The 22,139-nt window shown below is 59.5% G+C and carries 20 protein-coding genes; 9 read left to right on the top strand and 11 right to left on the bottom strand.

Translation table 11 applies throughout. The annotated features are described in order from the left end of the window. The 9 genes from C1Y42_RS10785 to C1Y42_RS10825 form a co-directional block, all read right to left on the bottom strand. Entirely contained in the window at window positions 1-750 is a 750-nt protein-coding gene (locus C1Y42_RS10785) for an anti-sigma factor (protein ID WP_104093413.1), read from the bottom strand. Next, on the bottom strand, window positions 747-1,250 hold the full coding sequence (locus tag C1Y42_RS10790) for a sigma-70 family RNA polymerase sigma factor (protein ID WP_058781060.1): 504 nt from the start codon (window positions 1,248-1,250) through the stop codon (window positions 747-749). The genes C1Y42_RS10785 and C1Y42_RS10790 overlap by 4 nt, the downstream gene beginning before the upstream one ends. Next, entirely contained in the window at window positions 1,250-1,804 is a 555-nt protein-coding gene (locus C1Y42_RS10795) for a cytochrome b (protein WP_104093414.1), read from the bottom strand. Before C1Y42_RS10795 ends, C1Y42_RS10790 begins: the two co-directional genes overlap by 1 nt. Further along, complete coding sequence (locus tag C1Y42_RS10800; protein ID WP_104093415.1) at window positions 1,801-2,850, bottom strand: catalase family peroxidase; 1,050 nt, start codon at window positions 2,848-2,850, stop codon at window positions 1,801-1,803. Before C1Y42_RS10800 ends, C1Y42_RS10795 begins: the two co-directional genes overlap by 4 nt. Window positions 2,851-2,921: 71 nt before the next feature. Continuing rightward, window positions 2,922-4,145, bottom strand: a complete 1,224-nt coding sequence (locus tag C1Y42_RS10805; protein WP_104093416.1) for an MFS transporter — start codon at window positions 4,143-4,145, stop codon at window positions 2,922-2,924. A 186-nt stretch (window positions 4,146-4,331) separates the two neighbouring features. Further along, window positions 4,332-5,279: an ROK family protein gene (locus C1Y42_RS10810; protein WP_104093417.1), complete on the bottom strand. Its 948-nt coding sequence runs from the start codon at window positions 5,277-5,279 to the stop codon at window positions 4,332-4,334. Beyond that, window positions 5,276-6,142 (bottom strand): ABC transporter permease, encoded by an 867-nt coding sequence (locus C1Y42_RS10815; RefSeq protein WP_058776091.1) that lies wholly within the window; start codon window positions 6,140-6,142, stop codon window positions 5,276-5,278. The genes C1Y42_RS10810 and C1Y42_RS10815 overlap by 4 nt, the downstream gene beginning before the upstream one ends. After that, on the bottom strand, window positions 6,142-7,062 hold the full coding sequence (locus C1Y42_RS10820; protein ID WP_021508908.1) for an ABC transporter permease: 921 nt from the start codon (window positions 7,060-7,062) through the stop codon (window positions 6,142-6,144). The genes C1Y42_RS10815 and C1Y42_RS10820 overlap by 1 nt, the downstream gene beginning before the upstream one ends. Window positions 7,063-7,080: 18 nt before the next feature. After that, window positions 7,081-8,616 carry an ABC transporter substrate-binding protein gene (locus C1Y42_RS10825; protein WP_058770335.1) on the bottom strand — a complete coding sequence of 512 codons (1,536 nt, stop codon included), beginning with the start codon at window positions 8,614-8,616 and terminating at the stop codon, window positions 7,081-7,083. A 285-nt stretch (window positions 8,617-8,901) separates the two neighbouring features. Between C1Y42_RS10825 and C1Y42_RS10830 the strand changes: the two genes are divergently transcribed. The 4 genes from C1Y42_RS10830 to C1Y42_RS10845 all read left to right on the top strand — a co-directional run bounded on the left by C1Y42_RS10830 (window position 8,902) and on the right by C1Y42_RS10845 (window position 14,081). Then, on the top strand, window positions 8,902-10,035 hold the full coding sequence (locus C1Y42_RS10830; RefSeq protein WP_058781055.1) for an ROK family transcriptional regulator: 1,134 nt from the start codon (window positions 8,902-8,904) through the stop codon (window positions 10,033-10,035). An 11-nt stretch (window positions 10,036-10,046) separates the two neighbouring features. Next, complete coding sequence (locus tag C1Y42_RS10835) at window positions 10,047-11,489, top strand: M81 family metallopeptidase (protein WP_104093418.1); 1,443 nt, start codon at window positions 10,047-10,049, stop codon at window positions 11,487-11,489. After that, window positions 11,486-13,282, top strand: a complete 1,797-nt coding sequence (locus tag C1Y42_RS10840) for an ABC transporter ATP-binding protein (RefSeq protein ID WP_104093419.1) — start codon at window positions 11,486-11,488, stop codon at window positions 13,280-13,282. Before C1Y42_RS10835 ends, C1Y42_RS10840 begins: the two co-directional genes overlap by 4 nt. A gap of 79 nt (window positions 13,283-13,361) precedes the next feature. Beyond that, window positions 13,362-14,081 carry a GNAT family N-acetyltransferase gene (locus C1Y42_RS10845; RefSeq protein ID WP_199188977.1) on the top strand — a complete coding sequence of 240 codons (720 nt, stop codon included), beginning with the start codon at window positions 13,362-13,364 and terminating at the stop codon, window positions 14,079-14,081. Here C1Y42_RS10845 and C1Y42_RS10850 read toward each other — a convergent pair. Then, window positions 14,050-15,219 carry an ROK family transcriptional regulator gene (locus tag C1Y42_RS10850; protein WP_058759002.1) on the bottom strand — a complete coding sequence of 390 codons (1,170 nt, stop codon included), beginning with the start codon at window positions 15,217-15,219 and terminating at the stop codon, window positions 14,050-14,052. The genes C1Y42_RS10845 and C1Y42_RS10850 overlap by 32 nt on opposite strands. A 265-nt stretch (window positions 15,220-15,484) precedes the next feature. Here C1Y42_RS10850 and C1Y42_RS10855 point away from each other — a divergent pair, with 265 nt between their 5' ends. From C1Y42_RS10855 to C1Y42_RS10875, 5 genes are read left to right on the top strand one after another with little or no spacing between them, the layout of a single operon-like run. Next, window positions 15,485-16,723 carry an extracellular solute-binding protein gene (locus tag C1Y42_RS10855; protein ID WP_104093420.1) on the top strand — a complete coding sequence of 413 codons (1,239 nt, stop codon included), beginning with the start codon at window positions 15,485-15,487 and terminating at the stop codon, window positions 16,721-16,723. 9 nt (window positions 16,724-16,732) lie between these two features. Beyond that, complete coding sequence (locus C1Y42_RS10860) at window positions 16,733-17,644, top strand: carbohydrate ABC transporter permease (RefSeq protein WP_021508901.1); 912 nt, start codon at window positions 16,733-16,735, stop codon at window positions 17,642-17,644. Further along, a complete protein-coding gene (locus C1Y42_RS10865) occupies window positions 17,634-18,473 on the top strand; it encodes a carbohydrate ABC transporter permease (RefSeq protein ID WP_058758999.1) in 840 nt (279 codons plus the stop codon). Before C1Y42_RS10860 ends, C1Y42_RS10865 begins: the two co-directional genes overlap by 11 nt. After that, window positions 18,473-19,423, top strand: coding sequence for a carbohydrate kinase family protein (locus C1Y42_RS10870; RefSeq protein WP_370445696.1), 951 nt, complete (start codon window positions 18,473-18,475; stop codon window positions 19,421-19,423). Before C1Y42_RS10865 ends, C1Y42_RS10870 begins: the two co-directional genes overlap by 1 nt. A gap of 3 nt (window positions 19,424-19,426) precedes the next feature. Then, window positions 19,427-20,509: an ABC transporter ATP-binding protein gene (locus C1Y42_RS10875; RefSeq protein ID WP_058770341.1), complete on the top strand. Its 1,083-nt coding sequence runs from the start codon at window positions 19,427-19,429 to the stop codon at window positions 20,507-20,509. A 119-nt stretch (window positions 20,510-20,628) separates the two neighbouring features. Here C1Y42_RS10875 and C1Y42_RS10880 read toward each other — a convergent pair whose 3' ends face one another. After that, window positions 20,629-22,038 carry an MFS transporter gene (locus C1Y42_RS10880; protein WP_058770342.1) on the bottom strand — a complete coding sequence of 470 codons (1,410 nt, stop codon included), beginning with the start codon at window positions 22,036-22,038 and terminating at the stop codon, window positions 20,629-20,631. Window positions 22,039-22,139: the final 101 nt, after the last annotated feature.

Genomic DNA, 22,139 nt, shown 5'->3' on the forward strand with positions numbered 1-22,139 from the left:
TCAGCCCACTTCGCTGCCTATCGCAGCACGCAGCGCCGGTGCGGCTTCGCCGCTCATCGGGCTCACCAGCGCATAGTTATAGTGGCGATCGCTCCAGTATTGCGCCACCAGGTTGTCCGCCTGGCGCGACCCCTTTTCCAGCCGCACGGTCTGCGGGCGGATGTACCAGCCAACGCGCGTGCCGCTGGCGGTCTGATACAGCACCAGCGCCGAGGCGCCATGCTCATTCGCCATCAGGCGCGCGCCGATGAGCTGATAGCCAAAGCGCTCCAGATTGGGCGGCAGCGTACCGTTGATAAAATAGCGGCCCAGCCAGCTGGCCAGCTGTGTCGTCTGATGGGTGCTAATGTCCATCGTCGCCTGCTGCGCGCCATCGCCGAATAACCGGTAAGCCTGTACCGCATCCTCCATCGGTAACGGATGATTCTGTAAGCGTTCAGTCATCTGCCAGCCGGACAGACTGCCGATCCCCAACGCCAGCACCAGCGAGCAGGCCAGCGCCAGCCGCTGATAACGCTGTCGCGCACGCCGCTGGCGCAGCTGTGCTGGCTGCAGTGGCGTAAAGGCGTTTCGCGCCATGTTGCGTTGCAGGCTTTGTTGCAAGCGCAGCTTGTCCTGACGCCAGCCCTCAACCTGGGCGGCGACGTCAGGATGCTGCGCCAGCCAGTCGCTGACGGCCTGATGGCTGGCGCTATCCAGTTCACCATCCAGCCAGGCGTGCAGCTGGTTCTCATCGGGCGGGATATTCATTTTAATCTCCTCAACGTCACCGGGGCCGGCAGGCCTTCGGTCATGTGCTGCAACTGTTTTCGCGCCCGCGACAACCGTGACATCACGGTGCCCAGCGGAATGTCCAGCGTGTCAGCCGCTTCCTGATAACGCATGCCTTCCACGTTAACCAGGAGCAGCAATGCGCGACTGTCAGCCGGCAGACGGGCGAACAGCGCCAGCATCTCATCGGCGATGGCGTGATGCTCAGCCGACTCGGCAAAGGGTTCGGCGCGGCTGAACAGCGTCATAATCGCCTGCCAGCGCTTGCGGCGCCGTTCGCCATCAATGAACTGATGCCAGAGAATGGAAAACAGCCAGGCACGCAGACTGCGCGTGTCATCGCGCGCCGCGTCCAGTGCTTTGACCAGCGTGTTTTGTACCAGATCCTCAGCGGCCATGCGCTCACGCGTCAGCCCCAGCGCAAAACGCTGCAAATGCGGCAGTAATGCGCGGATTTCGTCATCGCTCAATGCAGACATTATTTTTGCTCTCGCACCCGGTGCAGGCCGGTCATGCTACTCAGCACGCCATCACGTAAAATCAGACCATGCAGCAGCGCGGCAGCCAGATGGGCCAGGATCAGCGCGAACAGACTAAACGCCAGCAGCGAGTGTAACGGGCGCAGCACGGCATAACTTTCCACGCTAACCGGCAGCAGCGGCGGCAGCACCAGCCCCTCGCCAATTGTCACCGGAAACCCGCCTGCCGACAGCATTGCCCAGCCTACCAGCGGTTGCGCCAGCATCAGAAAATAGAGCGCCAGATGGGTCAAATGTGCCACCGTTTGCTGCCAGCCCGGCACCGACGCAGGCATGGCGGGCACACCATAGTAACGCCGCAGCCCGATACGCACGACCACCAGCAACGCGATCACCACGCCGAGCGGTTTATGTATCGCCAGCAACAGTGAATGGGCAGCCGAGATATCTGCCACCATCGCCACGCCGATAAATAGCATGGTCAGCACGGCCAGCGCCATCAACCAGTGTACGATGCGCAGCAGCGGATGAAACAGGGTTGTCTGATGACTCATGATTTTTTCTCCTGCTGGCGCGCCTGTTCAGCCGTGCGCAGATTGAAAGATTTTGCGTAAGCGGCGGAGCGCGCGTTGAGCAGCGGATCGTCCGAACCGCTGATGCCCTGCGGCAGAATCAGCGGATCGTAATTGATGTCATTGCAGCTGCCGCCCTGTTGCGGGCTGCTGTCACGCAGCGTCAGCGTACCGGCGACAACCTGCTGCCGATCGGCTGGCCACACCTTGCTGGCATCGTTCACCGCATCGCCGGGCTGGGCCACGCTGATCACCAGATCCCACTTCAGCGGTGCGGTCGCCAGCCGGTCGTGCAGGTCGCTCTGCAGATAATCCGGCTGCTGCTGCTGAACGGCGCTGATCGGCTGCCATGGCGTACGCGGTACCAGACTCCAGCGCACAAAGCGCGTTTCCCCCTGCGCATTGGTAAAGCGGAAGGCATTCAGACTGTTGTACTGCTCCTGTGCCCAGCTGGCGGCCAGTACGTGGGTTTTTACCCAGGCAAAGAACGGTTTAACTTCGGGATGGGCAACGGTAAACGCCATCAGCTTTTGCGCATCAGGTTTGCCGGTCTGCGGCAGCGGTCGACTGGCCTGCTGCTGATCGTAAAAAGCCTGCGGCGTACTGACCGGGAAAAACGGCAGCGCGTTCATGCCGGTACGCCACTGCTCGCCGTGCGCCAGCTGAAATTCCAGCGCCAGGCTGCGCACCGGCACGCCATAATCCGGCGCGTGCGGATTACCACCGGCAATGGCAAAGCGGCCAATCACCGGCACCGTACCCGGCTGGAAAACGCTGGCGCGTGACAGAAACGCCGCGTCGCCGCTGGAGGTAAAATCGCCGGTAACGCACACGCCCTTGGCATGATTGCGCCGGTATCCCGGATGCACACCGCTGTTTTGCTGCAGCGACTGCACCAGACTTTGCGCACTGAGGCGCTGCGGCGTCAGCCAGCCGCCTGCTGCAAGAAACAGCACCAGCAGTAATCCGGGAATAATGACCACCAGCAGTAACAACGGCAGATGTCTGACCGTAGGTTTAAAGTTCATCTTAGCCAACTCAGTAAGGGAAAGTGGGCATAAGACGAACCAGCGCGGCGTTTATTCCCGCGCGGTAAAAATTATTTTATGGCGAGCGCCGGCGTCCGGCGCGCATCGCGCACCGCAATGGCATGAATCATCAGCCCCAGCACGGACAGAATGGCCCCAACCCAGCCGGTGGACTGCCAGCCCAGCCCGGCGGAAATGGTGATGCCGCCGAGCCACGCCCCCAGCGCATTGGCAATGTTAAACGCTGAATGATTAAGTGCGGCCGCCAGGGTTTGTGCATCACCGGCCACGTCCATCAGCCGGATCTGTAGCACGCTTCCCAGCGCCACCATGGTGCCGACCAGCATCACGTTAAGCGCGCCCGCCAGCGCATAATGCGCGGCAAAGACAAACGCGCTCAATACCAGCAGCGACCACACCAGCACAATGCGGATGGTTTTCTCCAGCCCGCGATCGGCCAGACGTCCCCCGACAAGGTTGCCGATAATCATGCCAAGACCAAACAGCGCCAGTATCGCCGGTACCAGATTCTCCGGCAGGTGGGCCAGTTCCATCATGGTGGGTTTAACGTAACTGAATACCGAGAACATGCCGCCGCTGCCAATCGCGCCAATCGCCAGCGTCAGCAAAACCTGCTTGCGCGTCAGCGCCGAGAGCTCGCGCAGTGGACTGGCCTGCTTGTCACCGGCCACATTGGGAACCCAAAGCCACACCAGTAACAGCGTCAGCAGCGCCAGTCCGCCGACGATGGCAAACGCATCACGCCAGCCAAACCACTGGCCGATGGCGGTAACGGCAGGTACGCCAATCAGATTGGCGATGGTTAATCCCAGCAACACCATCGACACCGCCTGCGCGCGCCGCGCACGCTCCACCAGTCCTGCCGCTACCAGCGCCGCAACGCCAAAGAAGGTGCCGTGCGGAAAGCCCGCCAGAAAACGGGCCACCAGCATCGCAGGGTAGCCCGGCACGACAGCGCTCAGCAGATTACCCAGCGCAAACAGGCCCATCAGCGTCATCAGGAAATTACGCCGTGAAGCCCGCGCGCCGAGAATAGCCAGCAGCGGCGCGCCAATCACTACGCCGAGGGCATAAATGCTGATGAGATGGCCGGCCTCAGGAATGGTGACGTTCAGGCCTTTCGCCGCATCGGGCAGCAGGCCCATGATGACAAATTCACCGGTGCCGATGGCAAATCCACCGGTGCCCAGCGCGAACAGCGCTTTTGGCACGCTGTGACGCGGCAGCGAGGCCTCGTCCGGGAGCTGAGAGAGTTGAGGTTGTACTGATGACATGTTTTTTTCCGTACCGCAGGTGAAAAAAACAGCAAAGAGGCTGGCGACAGTGTCTGTTCACCAGCCTCTTTGCTGCGGGTTTTAGCGCGTCAAGCTTAGCGCATTTAAGGTTGAATCGGGTTCAACGAAGTCTTGAGCGCAACACGGTAACCGAAAAGCACCAGCAATGGGCGAAAGGGCAAAAGCTCAGGACGCGCTGAGTGCCTGCCGCGCCAGCAGCGCCGCGCCCACCATGCCGCCCTGGTGGGCAAACTCACCCGGCACCACCAGCGCATGCGCTGTGCTGCGCAACACGCAGCGCTGCACCGCATCATTAAGCGCAGTAATCAGCGGGGTGACCGAAGCCAGTCCGCCGCCTACCGCCACCCGCGACGCGCCGGTAATGTTAATGGTGTAGGCGAGCGGCTCACTCACCAGTTGCAGCCAGGCTTCTATCGTCTGCTGCGCCCGCGCTTCTGCCTGCTGCCAGCGGGCAATGATTTCCACGCTGCTGGCGCTTTCAGCGTGCAGCACCTGATGCAGCGTTTCCAGTCCGCGCGCGCCGCCGTAGGTGTCCAGACACCCTGTCTGGCCGCACGGACACGCCTGGCGCCGCACGCGCACGCGACGATGCGCCAGCGTCACTTCCGTGAGGGTAATCGGCCCGTGGCCCCATTCGCCGGTCAGCCCGTTTTGTCCGGTGATAATACGCCCATCCGCCACCAGACCTCCGCCCACACCGGAACCGAGAATCGCGCCAAACACCACTTTGTGCCCTTTGCCGCTGCCGGCCAGCGCCTCGGCGAGGGCAAAGCAGTCGGCGTCATTATGCGCGATCACCGGCCGCTGCAGCACCTCACCCAGTTCCCGTGCCAGATTACGCCGGTGAAAAGCCGGGATGTTGCTGGCAAACATTTCGCCGGTTTGCGGTGCCACAATGCCCGCCGTGGAGATGGCGACAGCCGCCTGGCTGCTGAAATGGTTATGCTGCCCGGCGATCATCTCGCTGACTCTGGCGCAAAATGCCTGCCAGTCCGTCGCCGGGATTTTTTGCTGATCGAGCAGCGTTAGCCGATCCTGTGCATCCATCACGCCAAGCTTGATAAAGGAGCCGCCCAAATCGAGGCAGATCACGGTTGAGTGCGGGTGAGTCATAAACGTTTATCCATTACATCGCGCAGGCCGTCGCCCAGCACATTAAAACCGAGCACGGTAATCAAAATCGCCAGTCCGGGAAATAGGGAGACGTAAATATTTAGCCCGAGAAAGTTGCGGCCATCGCTCATCATGGTGCCCCACTCCGGCATCGGCGGCTGCACGCCGAGCCCGAGAAACGACAGACTGGCGGCAGAAAGCACCACCGCGCCAGCCGTTAGCGTCGACTGCACAATCAGCGGGCCAATGGCGTTGCGCAGAATATAGTGCGTGATAATGCGCGGGTAACGCACGCCAAGCATATGCGCCGCTTCGATATACTCCATATTTTTCAGTCCCAGCGTCAGGTTGCGACTCAGACGTGCATACACCGGGATCGAGAACAACGAAATGGCGATCAGCATGTTTGTCAGCCCCTCGCCGAGCACGCTGACAATCAGAATCGCCAGTACGATGCCGGGGAAGGCGAAAATAATATCCATCAGCCACATGATCAGCGCATCAATTTTGCGTCCGGCCAGCCCCGAGATGATGCCGAGAGGAATGCCGATCGCCATCGAGATGGCTACGCTGAGGCTGACTTCAAACAGCGTGATGCGCGCGCCATAGATGACGCGGGCAAAAATATCGCGGCCGTAATCATCGGTGCCGAACCAGTGGGCAGCGGAAGGCGCCTGCAACGTGTTCAACAGATCCTGCTCGATGGGGTCCCAGTGAGTAATCAGCGGTGCGAAAAGGGCAGCCAGCACCACCAGCAGTACCAGCCCGCCTCCGGTCGTGATGGAAGGGTTGCCAAGCAAAAACCTCACGATCTGGCGGCGGCGCGCGGGCGGCGGCTGGAGAGACGTGTCGAAACTGTTCATCAGTCGAACCTTATTTTCGGGTTGAGCAGGCCAATCACTATCTCACCGACCAGATTCATCAACACCACGCCGGTTACTGCCACTAACGTTACGCCCTGAATCACCGGATAATCGCGGTATTTCACCGAATCCACCAGCAGGCGGCCAATACCCGGCCAGTTAAACACCGACTCTGTCACCACTGCACCTCCGATCAGGCTGCCAAAATTCAGGGCGACGATGGTGACAATCGGTATCAGCGCATTGCGCAGCGCGTGTTTCCAGTTAACGCTGGCCGACGATAATCCTTTGGCTCTGGCGGTACGGATATAGTCCTGACTGAGCACATCCAGCATGCTGGAGCGCGTCATCCGCGCGATCATCGCCATCGGGAGAATCGCCAGCGTCACGGTCGGCATCACATAGTTGCGCCACGAATCAGCGCCGAGTAGCGGCAGCCAGCCGAGCTGAACCGCAAAGTAGTTCATCGCCAGCAACGCCAGCCAGAAGTTCGCAATCGAGGCACCGGCAATGGTCAGTACCATGACGATCTGATCGGGAATGCGCTGTCGGTAAATGGCCCCGGTCATGCCCGCCGGCACGCCGATGGCAATTGCCAGCAGGTACGCCAGCGCAGCCAGCGACAGCGTGTACGGCAAGCGTTCGCTGATTTCGGTCATCACCGGACGCTGCGACTGCAGCGACAGCCCGAGATTGCCATGCAGCGCTTCACCGGCAAACCTGACGTATTGCAGCGGCAAAGGCTGATCCAGACCGAGCCGCACGCGCATACTGTCCACCGCTTCCTGCGGCGCTTCCGGGCCGGCCATCAGGCGTGCCGGATCGCCCGGCAGCGCGCGGATGGCGATAAACACGATGATCGACACACCGAAAATAATTAACGGCAGCGAGAGCACCTTTTTTGCGACATACGCTTTCATATCAATCAGCCATCAGCACTATTTCTTCACGGCATCACGGACCACAATCTGGCCGCCCGGTTGCATTGTCACGCCACTGATATTTTTGCGCGTCGCATACAGGTCGTCCTGATAGTAGAGCAGCACCTGCGGGGCGAGTCCGCTGATCCGCTGCTGTGCCTGGAAATAGAGCGCTTTGCGCTGGGCATCGTCGAGCGTGGAGGCGGCGCTATCGATTAGCTCATCGGTACGTTTGTCGCTGAAGAAGCCGAGGTTAGCCCCGCCGGGCGCAAAGCTGCTGCTGTGATACAGCGGACGCAACTGCAGATCCGAGCCGTACAGCCCCGAGGACCAGGACGCCAGCACCGCGTCCGTCCCCTGCGCGGCTTTCTCTTTGGCATCGGCAAACGCCGCTTTGGCCCATACGCCGCTCTCCATCTGGCGCACGCTGAGTTTGACGCCAATTTTGCTCCACATACCCTGCAGAACCTGCGCAGTGCGTGCGTCGGGTGCCTGCACGGCAATCGACATGGCGAAGCCGTCGGCATAGCCCGCTGCCTTAAGCAGGTCTTTGGCTTTCTGCACATCGTACGGATAGTCATGCAACGCTTTGTCGTAGTTGGCATCGACCGGCGCCAGCGGGGAATTGGCCGGCTGCGCATAACCAAACATCACCGCTTTTACCAGCGCCTGCTGGTCGGTCGCGAAGTTCAGCGCCTGGCGGACTCTGACATCGCTGAGGGCTTTACTCTGTGTATTGAGATCGATCCAGAATACCGCCGCGCCCGGCGACTGTTTTAACTGCACGCCGGGATTATTTTTTAACATGCCGGCAAATTGCGGCGGCACCGGGTTAATAATATCGACCTGACCGGATTGCAGCGCCATATTCATGACTGACGGCTCACTGCTCCAGGTCCATTTTATTTCGTCCGGCCCGGCAGACTTGCCCCAATAGTCCGGATTCTTCTGCTCCAGGACAAATTCACCGGATTTATACTGCGCCAGTTTATAGGGTCCGGTACCGTCGGCTTTATTATTGATAGTGCCGGCTTTGTCAGCTTGTGGACTCACTATTAATCCCGGACCGGAGGCCAGCACAGTTAAAAACGCCGGATTAATTTTCTTCAGTGTAAAGGTGACGGTTAAGTCATCTTTTTTCTGCACGTCCTGAATAAAGGTGCGAATTTTCCCACTTCCGGCAAGACCGCGCTTCGTATCCAGATGACGCTGAAAGTTTTCAACGACCGCATCGGCATTAAATGGCGTGCCATCGTGGAATTTAACGTTGGGACGCAGCGTAAATTCCCAGTGCAGTCCGCTGTCGTCGGCATGCCAGGAGAGCGCCAGGGCCGGCATGATTTTGCCATCGTCACCGAGCCGCGTCAGGCCTTCATACATCGGGTCCAGCACCGTGCCGGTAAAGGTCGCGGTCTGATTGCCCGGGTCCATGCTGCGCGGCGGTTCGTTTTGCATAATGACCAGCTGAGCAGCCAAAACCGATGCGCTGGAAAACGACGCCAGAATACCCGCGGCAAGTGTCAGTATCCTGAAATGCTTGAGTGTGCTTTGCATGAAGGCCTCAGTGAATCAGTGACAAAGAGTGAAGAGTCATTGCCCGGCAGGCAGCTGACTGTCATTGCACGCCATCGCCTGCCATACGCTTTGATCATGTTAACGGCAGCAGAAGAACGGGCTCGACGCTATATAAGGCACACTCTGCAAACAAAAGCCAAGATGTCAGTTCATATATTTTACTTATAATTCGATCTGCATTCAGAAAATAAACTAAATACGCTTGAATTTGTTTTCATGGCTGATTATTGTCGGCCAAATACAGCCTGTGCCGTGAGAATCCGGATGCTTAATGCTCATCAGCAACAAATTCTGCGTTTATTAATTTCTTCGCATGGCATGAGCCGCACGGCAATTGCGGAAAAAATGAAGCTGAGTAAAGCCGCAATCAGCACATTAATCAAAGAGATGCTTAGCGCAGGACTGCTTGAGGAGAGCATTCCGGAAAGTAACGGTCAGGGTCGGCCTTCGGTGTTATTAAAAATGCGTGCCGACAGCGCCTATTTTCTCGGTGCGTCGTTGCTCGGTGACGATGTGTATCTGGTGCTGACGGATATGCACGGTCGCATCCTGGCCAGTACCCACATGCCGCTGAATCCCGATCCTGCGCTGCTGGCTGGCGCGCTGGCCGCCGCCATTCCCGGCCTGCTTGCACAAAAAGGCATCTCCGCCGATCAGCTCATCGGGCTGGGCGTCACGCTTTCCGGCTTTGTGGATGAAAACCAGGCGGTGTGCGTTCAGTCTGCCCTGCTGGGCTGGAAAAACGTCCCGCTGGCGGCACTGCTTAACGCGCAAACCGGTCTGGAGGTGTCACTGGAAAACGATGCCAAAGCTCTGGCGGTCAGCGAAAAGATTTTCGGCGTGGCGAAAAAGGCACGGAATTTCACCCTGATTTCCCACGGCGACGGCATTGGCTCCGCGCACTTCTTTCAGGGGCAGCTGCACCGCGGCGCGCACGGTGGGGCCGGTGAAATTGCTCACTGTACCGTAGAGCCCGGCGGGCGTCCGTGCCGCTGCGGCAAACGCGGCTGCCTTGATACGCTGGCGTCGCTCACTGCGATGCGTGAAAGCATGCGTGACAAACAGCTGCCCTGCACCAGCGTTGCCGAACTGGAAGCGCTGGCGGTAAAAGGCAATAGCGCCGCGATCGCAATTCTGCACCAGGCAGGTGACGCACTTGGCCTCGCCATTGCCAATATCATTCAGATGAACGATCCGGAGATGATTGTCATCGCTCATCAGCCGGATGCGTTCGACGGCCTGCTCAGAACCGTGGTGATGCAGGCGGTAGATAGTCACGTGTTGCCTTCAATCATGGGCAAGACGCCCATCGCCAGCATGGCGATTGATCAGTTGAGCTGGGCCCGCGCCGCAGCCAGTGTGGCGGCTTACCGTTTTATCGTTCACTTACCCGACTAGCGGAGTCTGTTATGCGCATTGCCTATGGTGGAATTCATACTGAATGCAGTACCTGGAATCCGGTGCTCAATTACGCCGACGATTTCCGCATCGTGCGGGGTGAAGCGATGACGACCAATCCTTATTTCGCCTTTCTGCAGGATTACGCGGCCGAATTTCTGCCGACCTTTCACGCCCGCGCCATTGCCGGTGGGCCGGTGGCACGTGTGACCTATGATGCCTTCAAACAGGAGTTTCTCCGTCGGCTCGAGGCGTATTTGCCCGTGGATGGCGTTTACCTGGCGATGCACGGCGCGGTTTATGTCGAAGGGATGGAAGACGCGGAAGGCGACTGGATTAGCGCGACGCGCGAGCTGGTCGGGCCCGATTGTCCGATTAGCGTCAGCTACGATCTGCACGGCAATGTCTCGCAGCGCATCATCGACGCGATCGATATGTTTTCAACCTACCGCACGGCACCGCATATCGATGTGGAAGAGACCATGCGCCGATCCGTCTCAATGCTGGTCAATAGCCTGCAAAGCGGCATCCGACCGGGTGTGGTGTGGGCGCCGATCCCCGTGGTGCTGCCAGGCGAGCGCACCAGCACGGAAGATGAACCCGCCAAAAGTCTGTATGCCAGCCTGCCCGGCATTAACGCGCTGGAACACATCTGGGATGCGTCGCTGATGGTGGGCTATGTCTGGGCGGATGAGCCACGCGCCACGGCGGCCGCGATCATGACCGGTACCGATGCTGATGTGCTGTCGGAACAGGCAGCGAAACTGGCGCTGGCTTACTGGCAGGCGCGCGATCAATTTGTGTTTGGCTGCGTGACCGGCAGTACGGAAGAGTGCGTGCGCATGGCAATTTCCAGTCATACCGCGCCGGTGATTCTCGCTGACTCCGGCGATAACCCAACCGGCGGCGGCGTGGGCGATCGGGCCGATGTACTGGCCGAACTGCTGCGGCAAAATGCGCAGGATGTCATCGTTGCCGGCATTACCGATAAACCGGCCACGGAGGCGGCCTTCGCCGCGGGCGTCGGTGCCCGGCTCTCCCTGACTATCGGTGCCACGCTGGATCCTGCTGGCGGCAAAGTCAGCGGCGAGTTTGACGTGCTGCTGCTGAGTGATGATGCCCGTTCGGTTGCCCGTCAGGCGCTGCTGAAGATCGCAGGCATTACCGTGGTGGTTGCCGATCGGCGTCGTCCTTATCACAACCTGGCGGATTTCGCCCTGCTCGGACTCGATCCGCGCCAGGCAAAAATTGTGGTGGTAAAATCCGGTTACCTGTCGCCCGAGCTGGCGCCGATTGCCAATCCCAACCTGATGGCGCTGTCGGAAGGTGTGGTCGATCAGTATGTTGAACGGCTGGTGCGCAAGCGCAAGCTGCAGCCGGCTTATCCGTTCGATACTGATTTTACCTTTGTGCCGGTCAGCACCCGCTCGGCGCGCTTTGTGGCGGCACAATGAATCGCGCTGACCCGCCGGTGCTGAGCATCGAAAATCTCACCGTCGCGTTTCGCAGTGATGACCGCTGGCGTGAGGTGGTGAAAAACGTCTCTTTTACCCTCGGTGCCGGCGAAACGCTGGCGATTGTGGGTGAGTCGGGCTCAGGCAAAAGTGTTACCTCGATGGCGATCATGCGCCTGCTGAATAGTCGTCACGCACGTATCAGCGGCAAAGTGCTGCTGAACGGCGTGGACTTGCTCACGCTGAGCGAACGTGCAATGCGCGATATCCGTGGCAATGCCATCGCGATGATATTCCAGGAGCCGATGACCAGCCTTAACCCGTCGTTCACTATCGGTCACCAGATTGCTGAGGCGCTGGTCGCACACCGCAAAATCAGCGCACGCGCCGCCCGCGAAGAGACCATCCGGCTGCTGGAAAAAGTGCGTATTCCCAACGCGGCCAAACGCTTCAGTGATTACCCGCACCACTTTTCCGGCGGCATGCGTCAGCGCGTGATGATCGCCATGGCGCTGGCGCTGCGTCCAAAACTGCTGATTGCTGACGAGCCGACCACCGCGCTCGACGTCACGATTCAGGGTCAAATCCTTGACCTTATCAAGACCCTGCAGGAGGAGGAAGGCACCGCCGTGCTGTTCATCACCCACGATATGGGCGTGGTGGCAGAAGTCGCCGACCGAACGCTGGTGATGTATCAGGGCGCGATGGTGGAAACCGGCAGCACCGCCGCGATTTTTTCAGCCCCGGCGGCAGAGTATACCCGCACGCTGATTGCGACCGTGCCGCAGCTGGGTGCCATGCGCGGCATTGATGGACCGCGTAAGTTTGCGCTCAACGGCGAAGCGCCGGTGGCGCAGGCGCGGCAGACGCCGCAAGGGCAAACGCCGCTGCTGTCAGTGAAGAACCTCAGCACGCGCTTCAGCATTCACGAAGGGCTGTTCAGCCGTAAAACCGGTGCGGTGCACGCCGTGGAGAATATCTCGTTTGATCTGCTGCCGGGTGAAACCTTGTCGCTGGTCGGCGAATCCGGCTGTGGCAAATCCACCACCGGCCGCTCGCTGACGCGGTTGGTGCAGCCGAACTCCGGGCAGATTGCTTTTGACGGCAGCGACGTGCTCACCCTCTCCCGGCAAGAACTACGCAAGCTGCGCTGCGCCATGCAGATGATTTTTCAGGATCCGTTTGCCAGCCTTAACCCGCGTATGTCGGTCCTGGAAGCCCTCACCGAACCTTTTTTACAGCATCGGCTGGGCAGTAAGGCCGCTGCACAGAGCAAAGCGGCCGAACTGATGACGCGCGTTGGCCTGCCCGCAACCATGCTGAAACGCTATCCGCACGAATTTTCCGGCGGCCAGCGTCAGCGCATCTGCATTGCCCGTGCGCTGATGCTCGATCCGAAAATGATCATTGCCGACGAGTCGGTTTCCGCCCTTGATGTCACCGTGAAAGCGCAGATCATCAATCTGCTGCTCGATCTGCAACACAGCCTGAATCTGTCGTATCTGTTTATCTCACACGATATGGCGGTAGTGGAGCGTATCAGCCATCGTGTGGCGGTGATGCTGCTGGGAGAGATTGTTGAGATTGGTCCGCGCGCGGCTATTTTTGAGAATCCGCAGCACCCTTACACACAAAAACTGCTCGCGTCGGTGCCGGTGCCCGATCCGGCGCGCCGCCATTTAAAACGGCACGTGGACGTCAGCGAGCTGAAGAGCCCGGTGCGTGCCAATGGATTTGTGCCGGAAACACGGCATTATCAGGAAGTGAGCGCCGGACACTGGGTGATGCGGTAAAACGCTGATATAAGTGCCGATGATATTCTGGTTTCATTTACCGGACATCATGCGCGACACCACGGCGAAGGAAATCAACGTGACACGTCATAACCATTATTGTCAGCCCATCGGTTTTGCCTTACCGGACTGGCAACCCGCCAGCTATCCGCCAGCAGAAAATCTGTCAGGGCGCTTTTGTCAGCTTGCGCCATTGCAGTTGAGCCACAGCCAGGCGCTGTTTACGGCATTTTCACTCGCCCCAGACGATCGCGACTGGACCTGGCTGGGCGCCAGCCGGCCACAGTCATTGATTGAGATGGAGAGCTGGATTGAGCATAAAATCAGCGATCGCCAGCTGGTGTGTTATGCCGTCATGGACAGACATCAGCGTGCCGTGGGTGTGGTTTGTTTTGCCAGTATTGATATGCAGAACGGCGCGATAGAAATCGGTCACGTCACCTGGTCACCGCTGATGCAGCGTAACGTCATGGGTACGGAAGCCTTGTTCCTGTTGCTGCGCCAGGCATTTGCGCTGGGCTATCGTCGCGTTGCATGGCGCTGTGATTCGTTAAACCTGGCTTCACGCCGGGCTGCCGAGCGCATTGGTTTTACCTTTGAGGGACGCTTTCGCCAGGCCATGACGCGTAAACAGCGCAATCGCGATACCGACTGGCTCTCAATGATTGATGGTGAATGGCCTGTTGTTCAGCAGGCACTTACAGCCTGGCTGGCACCAGACAATATGGATGATAACGGGTGCCAGCGGCGGACGCTGGCCGCGTTTTTCACTTCATCAGCACCTGGAACTGCGGATTAAACTCATCAAAAATTGGCAGAGCCGCTGCGCCGAGGGCGGCGGTGTCGCTGCCGGTCATGCCGGTCTTGAGTCGCGTGCCGGTCAGATAGCGGCCGCGCACCGATTGGTAGAGCGGCGGCAGGCGCTGAATGATTTTATCCAGCAACACCGCTGGCATCATGCCGCCGATAATCACGCTCTCGGCATCAAAGATACACTCCAGCATGTTTATACCCTGTCGCAGCGGCGTAAGCACGGTATCAATCCAGCGATCAAACAGCGCCGGATCAACCTGCAGTAAATCTTCCGGCAGCGCGCTCATCGGGTCCAGCCCGCAGAATTCGTAAGCGGCCTGCAGCGAAACATAACGCTCCAGGCAGCCGTGATTGCCGCAGTAACACTCACGTCCACCGGGTTCCACCACCACATGCCCCACTTCACCGGCGTTGTGCGCATGGCCGCTGTACACATGGCCATCCATGATGATGCCCGCGCCCAGGCCCGTGCCAATATACAGATAAATAAAGGAATTAAGATGACGCGCCACGCCGTGAAAGCGTTCGCCAATCGCCGCGACGGTGGCATCATTCTCCAGCGTCACCGGCAGTCCGCTCATCTCAGCGAGACGCGCAGCGATATCGACGTCCTCCCAGCCGTGCAGCGTGGTCGGCCCCATTGACGAGATACCCTCCACACCAAACGGCCCCGGCATCACCACGCCAATACCCAGCACTTTTTGCCAGCGCGGCCCGGTCTGCTGTTTGATCTCCGCCAGCACCCCGGCAATGCGCGCTAATGTGGCATCCGGCTGCGGTTTTTGCACCATAATAAGGCGGCGAAAATGGATTTCACCGGTCAGGTCCACCAGCACAATCAGTAGCGTCTGATGGTCGAGATGGATGCCGATGGAAAACGCACTGGCCGGATTCAGGGTGACCGGAATCGCCGGCTGACCGCGGCCCTGCTTGCGCGGCTGACGGCTGGTGAGCAACTCCGCCTGCTCCAGTTCAGCGACGATATTCGAGACGGTTTGCGGTGTCAGCGCCGTCAGCCGCGCCAGCTCGGCACGGGTCAGCTCGCCGTGCAGGCGAATCGCTTCGATAATCACCCGGCGATTGTGCGCGCGCGCATGTTCCAGATTGGTTCCCGACGTTTTCATCCTGCTCGCTTCCCTCTTTTTTACATCCGCTGCGGACCGCCGCCTCAATATCTATGATCGGCCACACATTTTACAACCTGTTTACCTGACAGCGGCAAAAATCTGTGCAAAGTAGTGTCGGATGGCAGCGTTGTTTTCTGCCCTGGCACGTCCCTTGCTTTAGCTCACTGCTGTCAGCCACTGCGCGCTGGCAATCTGTGCGCGATATTAAATCAATCAAATTGATTTAATTAAACACCCTCTACTGCATGAAGGCGAGAACGCAATGAAAAATCAGATGAAAGGTTGTTTTGCCGCCGTACTGTTCGCCTGCGCGGGCAGCGCGGCAGCGGCTACCACTACGCTCAACGCCCTGTTTATGACGCAGGCGGCCTACAGTGAAAACGACATCCGCGCCATGACTCAGGCGTTTCAGACAGCGCACCCGGACGTGCAGGTCAATCTGGAGTTTGTTCCTTACGAAGCGCTGCACGATAAGATTGTCGCGGCACGCGGCGCGGGCGGCAACGGTTACGATGTGGTGCTGTTTGATGCCATCTGGCCGGCGGAATTCAGCAAGTTCGACCTGTTGCAGGATGTCAGCAGCCGCATCAGCGCAGATGAAAAAGAGAAAATCTTCCCCGGCGCATTGAACACCGTGGTGTTCAAAGGCAAAACATTGGGCATGCCGTGGATCCTCGACACCAAATATCTCTACTACAACAAAGCGATGCTGGAAAAAGCCGGCATCAAAGATCTGCCGCAAACCTGGCAGCAGGTGATGGATGATGCGCGCATCATTAAGCAGAAAAATATCGTTAAATATCCGCTGGTATGGAGCTGGTCACAGGCGGAAGCGCTGGTGTGTGACTACACCACGCTGGTCTCCGGTTTCGGCGGCAAATTCTATAACAACGGTAAGCTCGATTTCTCAACGCCAGCCTCGCTGCAGGCGGTGAAGCTGATGAAAAGCTCGCTTGATGAGGGCCTGACCAACCCGGCTTCGCGCGAATATCTGGAAGAGGACGTGCGCAAAGCCTTCTCCAACGGCGATGCGGCTTTCGCTCTCAACTGGACCTACATGTACAACATGGCCAACGATGCCAAACAGAGTAAAGTCGCCGGCCAGGTTGGTATCATGCCGGCACCTGGCGATGCGCCCAATCGTTTCGGCGCGGTCAACGGTTCGATGGGTCTGGGCATTGCCAAAGGCAGCAGCCATCCGGATCAGGCGTGGCAGTACATCAGTTACATGACTTCGCAGCCGGTACAGAATAAATACGCCACGCTCAGTCTGCCGATCTGGAAAAGCTCCTACCAGGATCCCGCGGTCAGTAAGAATCAGGAGAGCCTGATCGCTGCTGCCGACAAATCGCTGAATGTCATGCTGTCGCGTCCGGAAACCGCTGATTATTCACGTCTCTCCAACACCCTGCAGCAGCAGCTGCAACAGGTTCTGGTCGGCAGCGCGACACCGGAAGCAGCCATGCAGGCGGTAGACAAAAGTGCGGCGCGTCTGCGTTAAGGGGTCAGTATGCTGAGTTTGCGTCAACGCGAACAACGGCAGGCGTGGGTGCTGCTGGCACCCATGCTACTGGTGATGCTGTTGCTCACCGCCTGGCCGCTGCTGCGCACTATCTGGCTGAGTTTTACCGACGCCGCGCTGATTGGCAGCGGCGGGGAAGCGCCGCAATGGATTGGCCTGGAGAACTATCTCTACGCCATTACCGATGCGGATTTTCAAACCTCGCTGTGGCGCACGCTCTACTTCACCGTGGTGTCGGTAGCGATTGAAGGCGTCATCGGCGTGCTGGTTGCGCTGCTGCTCAACCAGAAATTCGCCGGACGTAACGTGCTGCGCGTGCTGGTGATTCTGCCGTGGGCGCTGCCAACCATTGTGAACGCCATGATGTGGCGCCTCAATTTCAATCCAGACTACGGCAGTATCAACGCCCTGCTGACGCAGCTCGGTATCATTGATGGCTACCGCAGCTGGCTGGGGTCGCCGGCTTCCGCGCTCAACGCAGTAATGTTTGCCGACATCTGGAAAAACTATCCGCTGGTGACGCTGCTGGTGCTGGCGGCGCTGCAGTCGGTGCCGGAGGATCTTTACGAAGCGGCACGGCTGGATGGCGCATCGGCATGGCGGCGTTTTCGTGCCATCACCTTTCCGGCGATTGTCGGATCGCTCAGCGTGGCGCTGGTGTTACGCACCATCGACGCCTTTAAGATCTTCGACATCATCTATGTGATGACGCGCGGCGGTCCGGTCGACAGCACCAAAACACTGAGCTTTTACGTCTATCAGGAATCCTTCAGCTACCTGCGCGCCGGCAGTGGTGCGGCTTATGCCATGTTAATGACGCTGCTGTGCGCGGTGCTGATCACCCTTTACATGCTATTACTGTGGCGGCAGCGCCGTCGGGGAAGTGCCTATGAAGGTTAAACTGCGTACCGGCGCTAAATACGCGGCGGCGCTGCTGGTGGCGCTCTCCGTCGTGGCACCGATGGGCTGGCTGTTTCTGATGAGCGTCAGCGCCACCAGCGATCTGACACGCGTGCCGCTGGAGTGGCTGCCGCGCCAGTGGGATTTCAGCCGCTACGGCAGGCTGATCTCGCTGGAACCCGGCCAGCCCGGCGCGCTGTTTCTGCATGCGCTGGGTAATAGCCTGCTGGTGGCAACCGGCGCAACACTGGTGTGCCTGCTGCTGGCGATCCCGGCGGCGTTCAGCTTCTCGCGCTATCGCGGCCGTGACGGCTGGCTGTTCGCGTCTCTGGCTATCTATATGGTGCCGCCGGTGGCGTTTGTGCTGCCGCTCTACTTTCTGCTGCAGCAGTTCGATCTGCTCAACACCCGACCCGGTTTGATCATCGTGTACTGCTCGCTGATTCTGCCGTTTCTTACCTGGATGCTGAAAAACCAGTTTGATGCCCTGCCGCAGGATATCGAACAGGCCGCGCGTCTTGATGGTCTGCGCGTCTGGCAGGTGCTGCTGCGCATTACGCTGCCGCTGGCGAAACCGGTGCTGGGCGCGGCGGCGCTGTTTGGCTGGCTGCTGGCGTGGGATGAATTTTTCTACGCCCTGCTGTTCACCAGTAACATCGCCGCACAAACCCTGCCGGTCACCATTGCCGGCTTTACCGCAGGCCGCGCCACTGACGATGGGCTGATTGCCGCCGTCGGTATTCTGGCGTCGGTTCCTCCTCTCTTTATCGCTATCTGGCTGCAAAAAACGCTGGTCAGCGGCCTTGCCAGTGGCGGGAGCAAAGGATGATGAGCAATAAAGAAGCCCGCGCCACGCTCTACGTGGTGGGCAATATCAATGTCGATGTCATCATGGGTACGCTGGACAGCTGGCCGCAGCGCGGCACCGAAGTGATGCTGCAGCACAGTGAGCTGCGTCCGGGCGGTTCGGCAGGCAACTGCGCGCTGGCGCTGGAAGCGATGCAGGTGCGCCATCGCGCCGTCGCTAATCAGGGCGATGACGGCCTCAGCGCATGGCTGGCGAGCCATTTTCCGCACAGCGCGGCGCACTGGACGCGCTACCCCTGCGAAACCTCGCTCACCGTTGGCGTCACGCACTCCGATCACGAGCGATCGTTCCTCAGTAATCTCGGTCACATTGTGCGGCTCAGCGCGCAGGACGTGCTGAGCCAGCTCCCGGCGCAAGCCAGCAGCGGCGATATCGTGCTGTTGTGCGGCACGTTTCTCTGCCTGCAACTGTATGACGACTATCCGCAGTTGCTGGCCGAACTGCAGCAGCGCGGGTTTATCACCGCCGTCGATACCGGCTGGCCGCCGCAGGGCTGGAGCGATGAGGTACGCGCGCAGATCGCCCGCTGGCTGCCGCAGTGCGACTGGCTGCTGCTCAATGAAGTCGAAACGCTCGGACTGAGTGGCACAGATGATCTGCACACCGGCGCGCACCTGCTGGCGCAACGGCTCAGCGGGCGCGGCGGCTGCGTGGTGAAATGCGGTGCGCAGGGCGCAGGCTGCTGGCAACGTCAGCACAGCCTGCAACAGCCCGGTCGCGCGGTCGCGGTGGTCGACACCATCGGTGCCGGCGACAGCTTTAACGCCGGCTTTCTCACCGCGCTGCTGCATCAGCAGGATCTTGCCACCGCGCTGCAATGGGGCATTGCGGTGGCCTCACTGGCAATCAGCACGCAGCCACGTCGCTATCCCGACTGGCAACAACTGCAACTATGCGCACAGGAGTTTTAAATTATGGCCGGTGTTGAACTCGTTAAAGTGGCCAAGCGCTACGGTAAACAGTCGGTGCTGCATCCGCTCGACCTGACCATTCCCGACGGCAGCTTTACCGTGCTGGTCGGCCCGTCCGGCTGCGGCAAGTCGACGCTGCTGCGCCTGCTCGCCGGACTGGAGAGCCTGTCCGACGGCGCGATTCTGATGGATAAAGTGCAGATTAACGATCGCGATCCCGCCGATCGCGACATTGCGATGGTGTTTCAGAGTTATGCGCTCTATCCGCATCTGACGGTGGCCGAAAACCTGGCGTTTCACATGCAGGTGAAGAAGGTACGCCGCGATGAGCAGCAGCAGAAAATCGCGCGCATCGCCGCGATTCTTGGCATTGATAAGCTGCTGCAACGCTACCCGCGCGCGCTATCGGGTGGGCAGCGTCAGCGCGTGGCGATGGGCCGCGCCATGGTGCGTAATCCGCAGGTGTTTCTGTTTGACGAACCGCTCTCTAACCTTGATGCCCAGCTGCGCATGGAGCTGCGCGCCGAGATCAAATCGCTGCATCAGCGTTTCAAAACCACCATGGTGTATGTCACGCACGATCAGGTAGAAGCGATGACGCTGGCCGACCAGATTGTGGTGATGAAAGAGGGACGCATCGTGCAACAGGGCGCACCGCTGGCGATCTACGATCGTCCGGCAGATACCTTTGTGGCGCGTTTTATTGGTTCGCCGCCCATGAACCTGTTACCGGCACAATTGCTGACGCACGATGGCGTGACGGGCGTGCAGTGTCAGGACTGGTGGCAACCGCTGCCCGCGCAGTGGCAGGCGGTGGCGCGGGAACGTGAAGGCGCTGCCGTGACGCTGGGGGTGCGCCCGCACGATCTGTGCGAAGTGCAGGACGGCGCGCCTGCGGGGGTGAATGTGGTGGAGATTACCGGGGAATCAACTCTGCTGCACCTTGACTGGCACGGTCATGCGCTGCATATGCAGATGGCCGGACGGCATGCGGCCAGCAGTGGCGCGACGCTGCGCATCGGTTTCAATCCGCAAAAAATTCATCTGTTCGATGCCGAAAGTGGTTTACGCCTGGCGGAAAAGTAAGCGCGGCGCGGTTTTCAGGTGCCGGGGCGCATCAATGCGCACCCGGCCCAAAAACCTGTTATTACCTTGCAGGGTCACGGTCTACGGTGACCAGACGGGCTGACTTTTTCCCTCCGGCGTCAGCCTTCAGCCGTCGCCGGCTGGAACGTCCGGCGGTTGACGCTGGTCAGCACCACCAGCAGTGCCATCATCAGCAACTCCACCGCCAGCGTACCGCTGATGGCTGCCAGATGATTACCATGCTGATTGATCTGGGTGAACACGCCGCCGAGCAGCATCGGTCCCAGTCCCAGCGCCGATTGCTGCACGGTAGACAGCACCGCACTGCCTGCGCCGGCCTGATGATGCGGCACCCCGCTCATGCCAATGCGGTAGAAGGTGCTGACAATAAACGACTGGCCAAAGCCAATCAGCGCGGTAGCCGGAATCAACGTAGCAATGCCCACCTGCGGCCACTTCAGCTGCAGCGTCGCGATCAGCGCCACCAGCCCGACCATCTGAATCGCACAGCCAGACAGTAACGTGGCACGTTTACCATAGCGCTCAACCATGCGGGTAGTACGCATTGAGCCGATAAAATAGGCCGCACCAAGGGCAATAAACGCGTTGCCGGACTGGAAAGCGGTCATGCCGATGCCGGATTGCAGCGTCAGCGCCACCGCGAACATAAAGCCGCTCCAGCAGGAGAAGAACAGCACCGCCAGCGTCAGACCAAAACGCACGCTGGAAAGACGCAGCAGCGAGGGCGGCAGCAGCGGCGATCCGCCAGCGGCTTCCAGTCGCAGCGCGCTATGACGCAGCCGATGCAGAAACAACGGAAACAGCGCCAGTAGTAACAGGCACGGCCACGACCAGTGCAGCAGCGGCCCCAGCGCGAGTGCCAGCATCAGACAGCCGATCGCGCCAGCCAGCAGCAGCGTACCGCTCACATCCACCGGCACGCGCTTGAGGTTATGCGTTTCCGGCACGAAGCGGCGCGCGGTCAGCAGGACGAACAGGCAGATCGGCAGGTTGATGAGAAACACGCTGCGCCAGCCGTAGCCGCCAATATCGGCTTTGATCAAAAAACCGCCCAGCACCTGGCCAATAATAAAAGCCAGCCCGCCGATACCGCCGTACAGGCCAATGGCCCGCGCATGCGCCCTGCCCTGCAGCGTAACGTGCAGCGTGGCAAGAATCTGCGGCACCATAAAAGCGGCACCGACGCCCTGCAGCGCGCGCGCAAACATCAGCATGCCGACGCTGTTAGCGATGCCGCACAATAATGACGCAATGCCAAAGATCCAGACGCCAGCCAGAAACACGCGACGGCGGCCAAAGTTATCACCCAAGCGTCCGCCCATCGCCAGACAAATAGCAAAAGCGATACCGTACACCGCCACGATCAGCGCCAGCGCGATCGGCGAGGCACGCAGCGATTGCGCCATCGCATCCAGCGCGACGTTGACTATGGAAAAGTCGATCATCGGCAATAGCTGCCCGGCCAGCAGGACCACCAGTCCTGCACGTTGAAGTTGCGATGTCTGCATAGCGTTAACCTTGTTTTTAGTTTCACTACGGCATAGCATCACCTAACCATTAAACGGGTACCAGTTCTTGATTATCATGGTATAAATTCTACCCGTCTCGT

Origin of the sequence: Pantoea sp. ICBG 985, assembly GCF_002928365.1 — a bacterium.
Taxonomy (GTDB): Bacteria; Pseudomonadota; Gammaproteobacteria; order Enterobacterales; family Enterobacteriaceae; genus Pantoea; species Pantoea dispersa.

Bases quoted from the DNA above. Each gene is read 5' to 3' on its own strand.
- C1Y42_RS10835 (WP_104093418.1), top strand. From the start codon at position 10,047: ATGCGCATTGCCTATGGTGGAATTCATACTGAATGCAGTACCTGGAAT.
- C1Y42_RS10840 (WP_104093419.1), top strand. From the start codon at position 11,486: ATGAATCGCGCTGACCCGCCGGTGCTGAGCATCGAAAATCTCACCGTC.
- C1Y42_RS10805 (WP_104093416.1), bottom strand. From the start codon at position 4,145: ATGTCATCAGTACAACCTCAACTCTCTCAGCTCCCGGACGAGGCCTCG.
- C1Y42_RS10880 (WP_058770342.1), bottom strand. From the start codon at position 22,038: ATGCAGACATCGCAACTTCAACGTGCAGGACTGGTGGTCCTGCTGGCC.
- C1Y42_RS10870 (WP_370445696.1), top strand. From the start codon at position 18,473: ATGAGCAATAAAGAAGCCCGCGCCACGCTCTACGTGGTGGGCAATATC.
- C1Y42_RS10820 (WP_021508908.1), bottom strand. From the start codon at position 7,062: ATGAAAGCGTATGTCGCAAAAAAGGTGCTCTCGCTGCCGTTAATTATT.
- C1Y42_RS10785 (WP_104093413.1), bottom strand. From the start codon at position 750: ATGAATATCCCGCCCGATGAGAACCAGCTGCACGCCTGGCTGGATGGT.
- C1Y42_RS10795 (WP_104093414.1), bottom strand. From the start codon at position 1,804: ATGAGTCATCAGACAACCCTGTTTCATCCGCTGCTGCGCATCGTACAC.
- C1Y42_RS10855 (WP_104093420.1), top strand. From the start codon at position 15,485: ATGAAAAATCAGATGAAAGGTTGTTTTGCCGCCGTACTGTTCGCCTGC.
- C1Y42_RS10860 (WP_021508901.1), top strand. From the start codon at position 16,733: ATGCTGAGTTTGCGTCAACGCGAACAACGGCAGGCGTGGGTGCTGCTG.
- C1Y42_RS10800 (WP_104093415.1), bottom strand. From the start codon at position 2,850: ATGAACTTTAAACCTACGGTCAGACATCTGCCGTTGTTACTGCTGGTG.
- C1Y42_RS10825 (WP_058770335.1), bottom strand. From the start codon at position 8,616: ATGCAAAGCACACTCAAGCATTTCAGGATACTGACACTTGCCGCGGGT.
- C1Y42_RS10830 (WP_058781055.1), top strand. From the start codon at position 8,902: ATGCTTAATGCTCATCAGCAACAAATTCTGCGTTTATTAATTTCTTCG.
- C1Y42_RS10850 (WP_058759002.1), bottom strand. From the start codon at position 15,219: ATGAAAACGTCGGGAACCAATCTGGAACATGCGCGCGCGCACAATCGC.
- C1Y42_RS10875 (WP_058770341.1), top strand. From the start codon at position 19,427: ATGGCCGGTGTTGAACTCGTTAAAGTGGCCAAGCGCTACGGTAAACAG.
- C1Y42_RS10865 (WP_058758999.1), top strand. From the start codon at position 17,634: ATGAAGGTTAAACTGCGTACCGGCGCTAAATACGCGGCGGCGCTGCTG.
- C1Y42_RS10810 (WP_104093417.1), bottom strand. From the start codon at position 5,279: ATGACTCACCCGCACTCAACCGTGATCTGCCTCGATTTGGGCGGCTCC.
- C1Y42_RS10790 (WP_058781060.1), bottom strand. From the start codon at position 1,250: ATGTCTGCATTGAGCGATGACGAAATCCGCGCATTACTGCCGCATTTG.
- C1Y42_RS10815 (WP_058776091.1), bottom strand. From the start codon at position 6,142: ATGAACAGTTTCGACACGTCTCTCCAGCCGCCGCCCGCGCGCCGCCGC.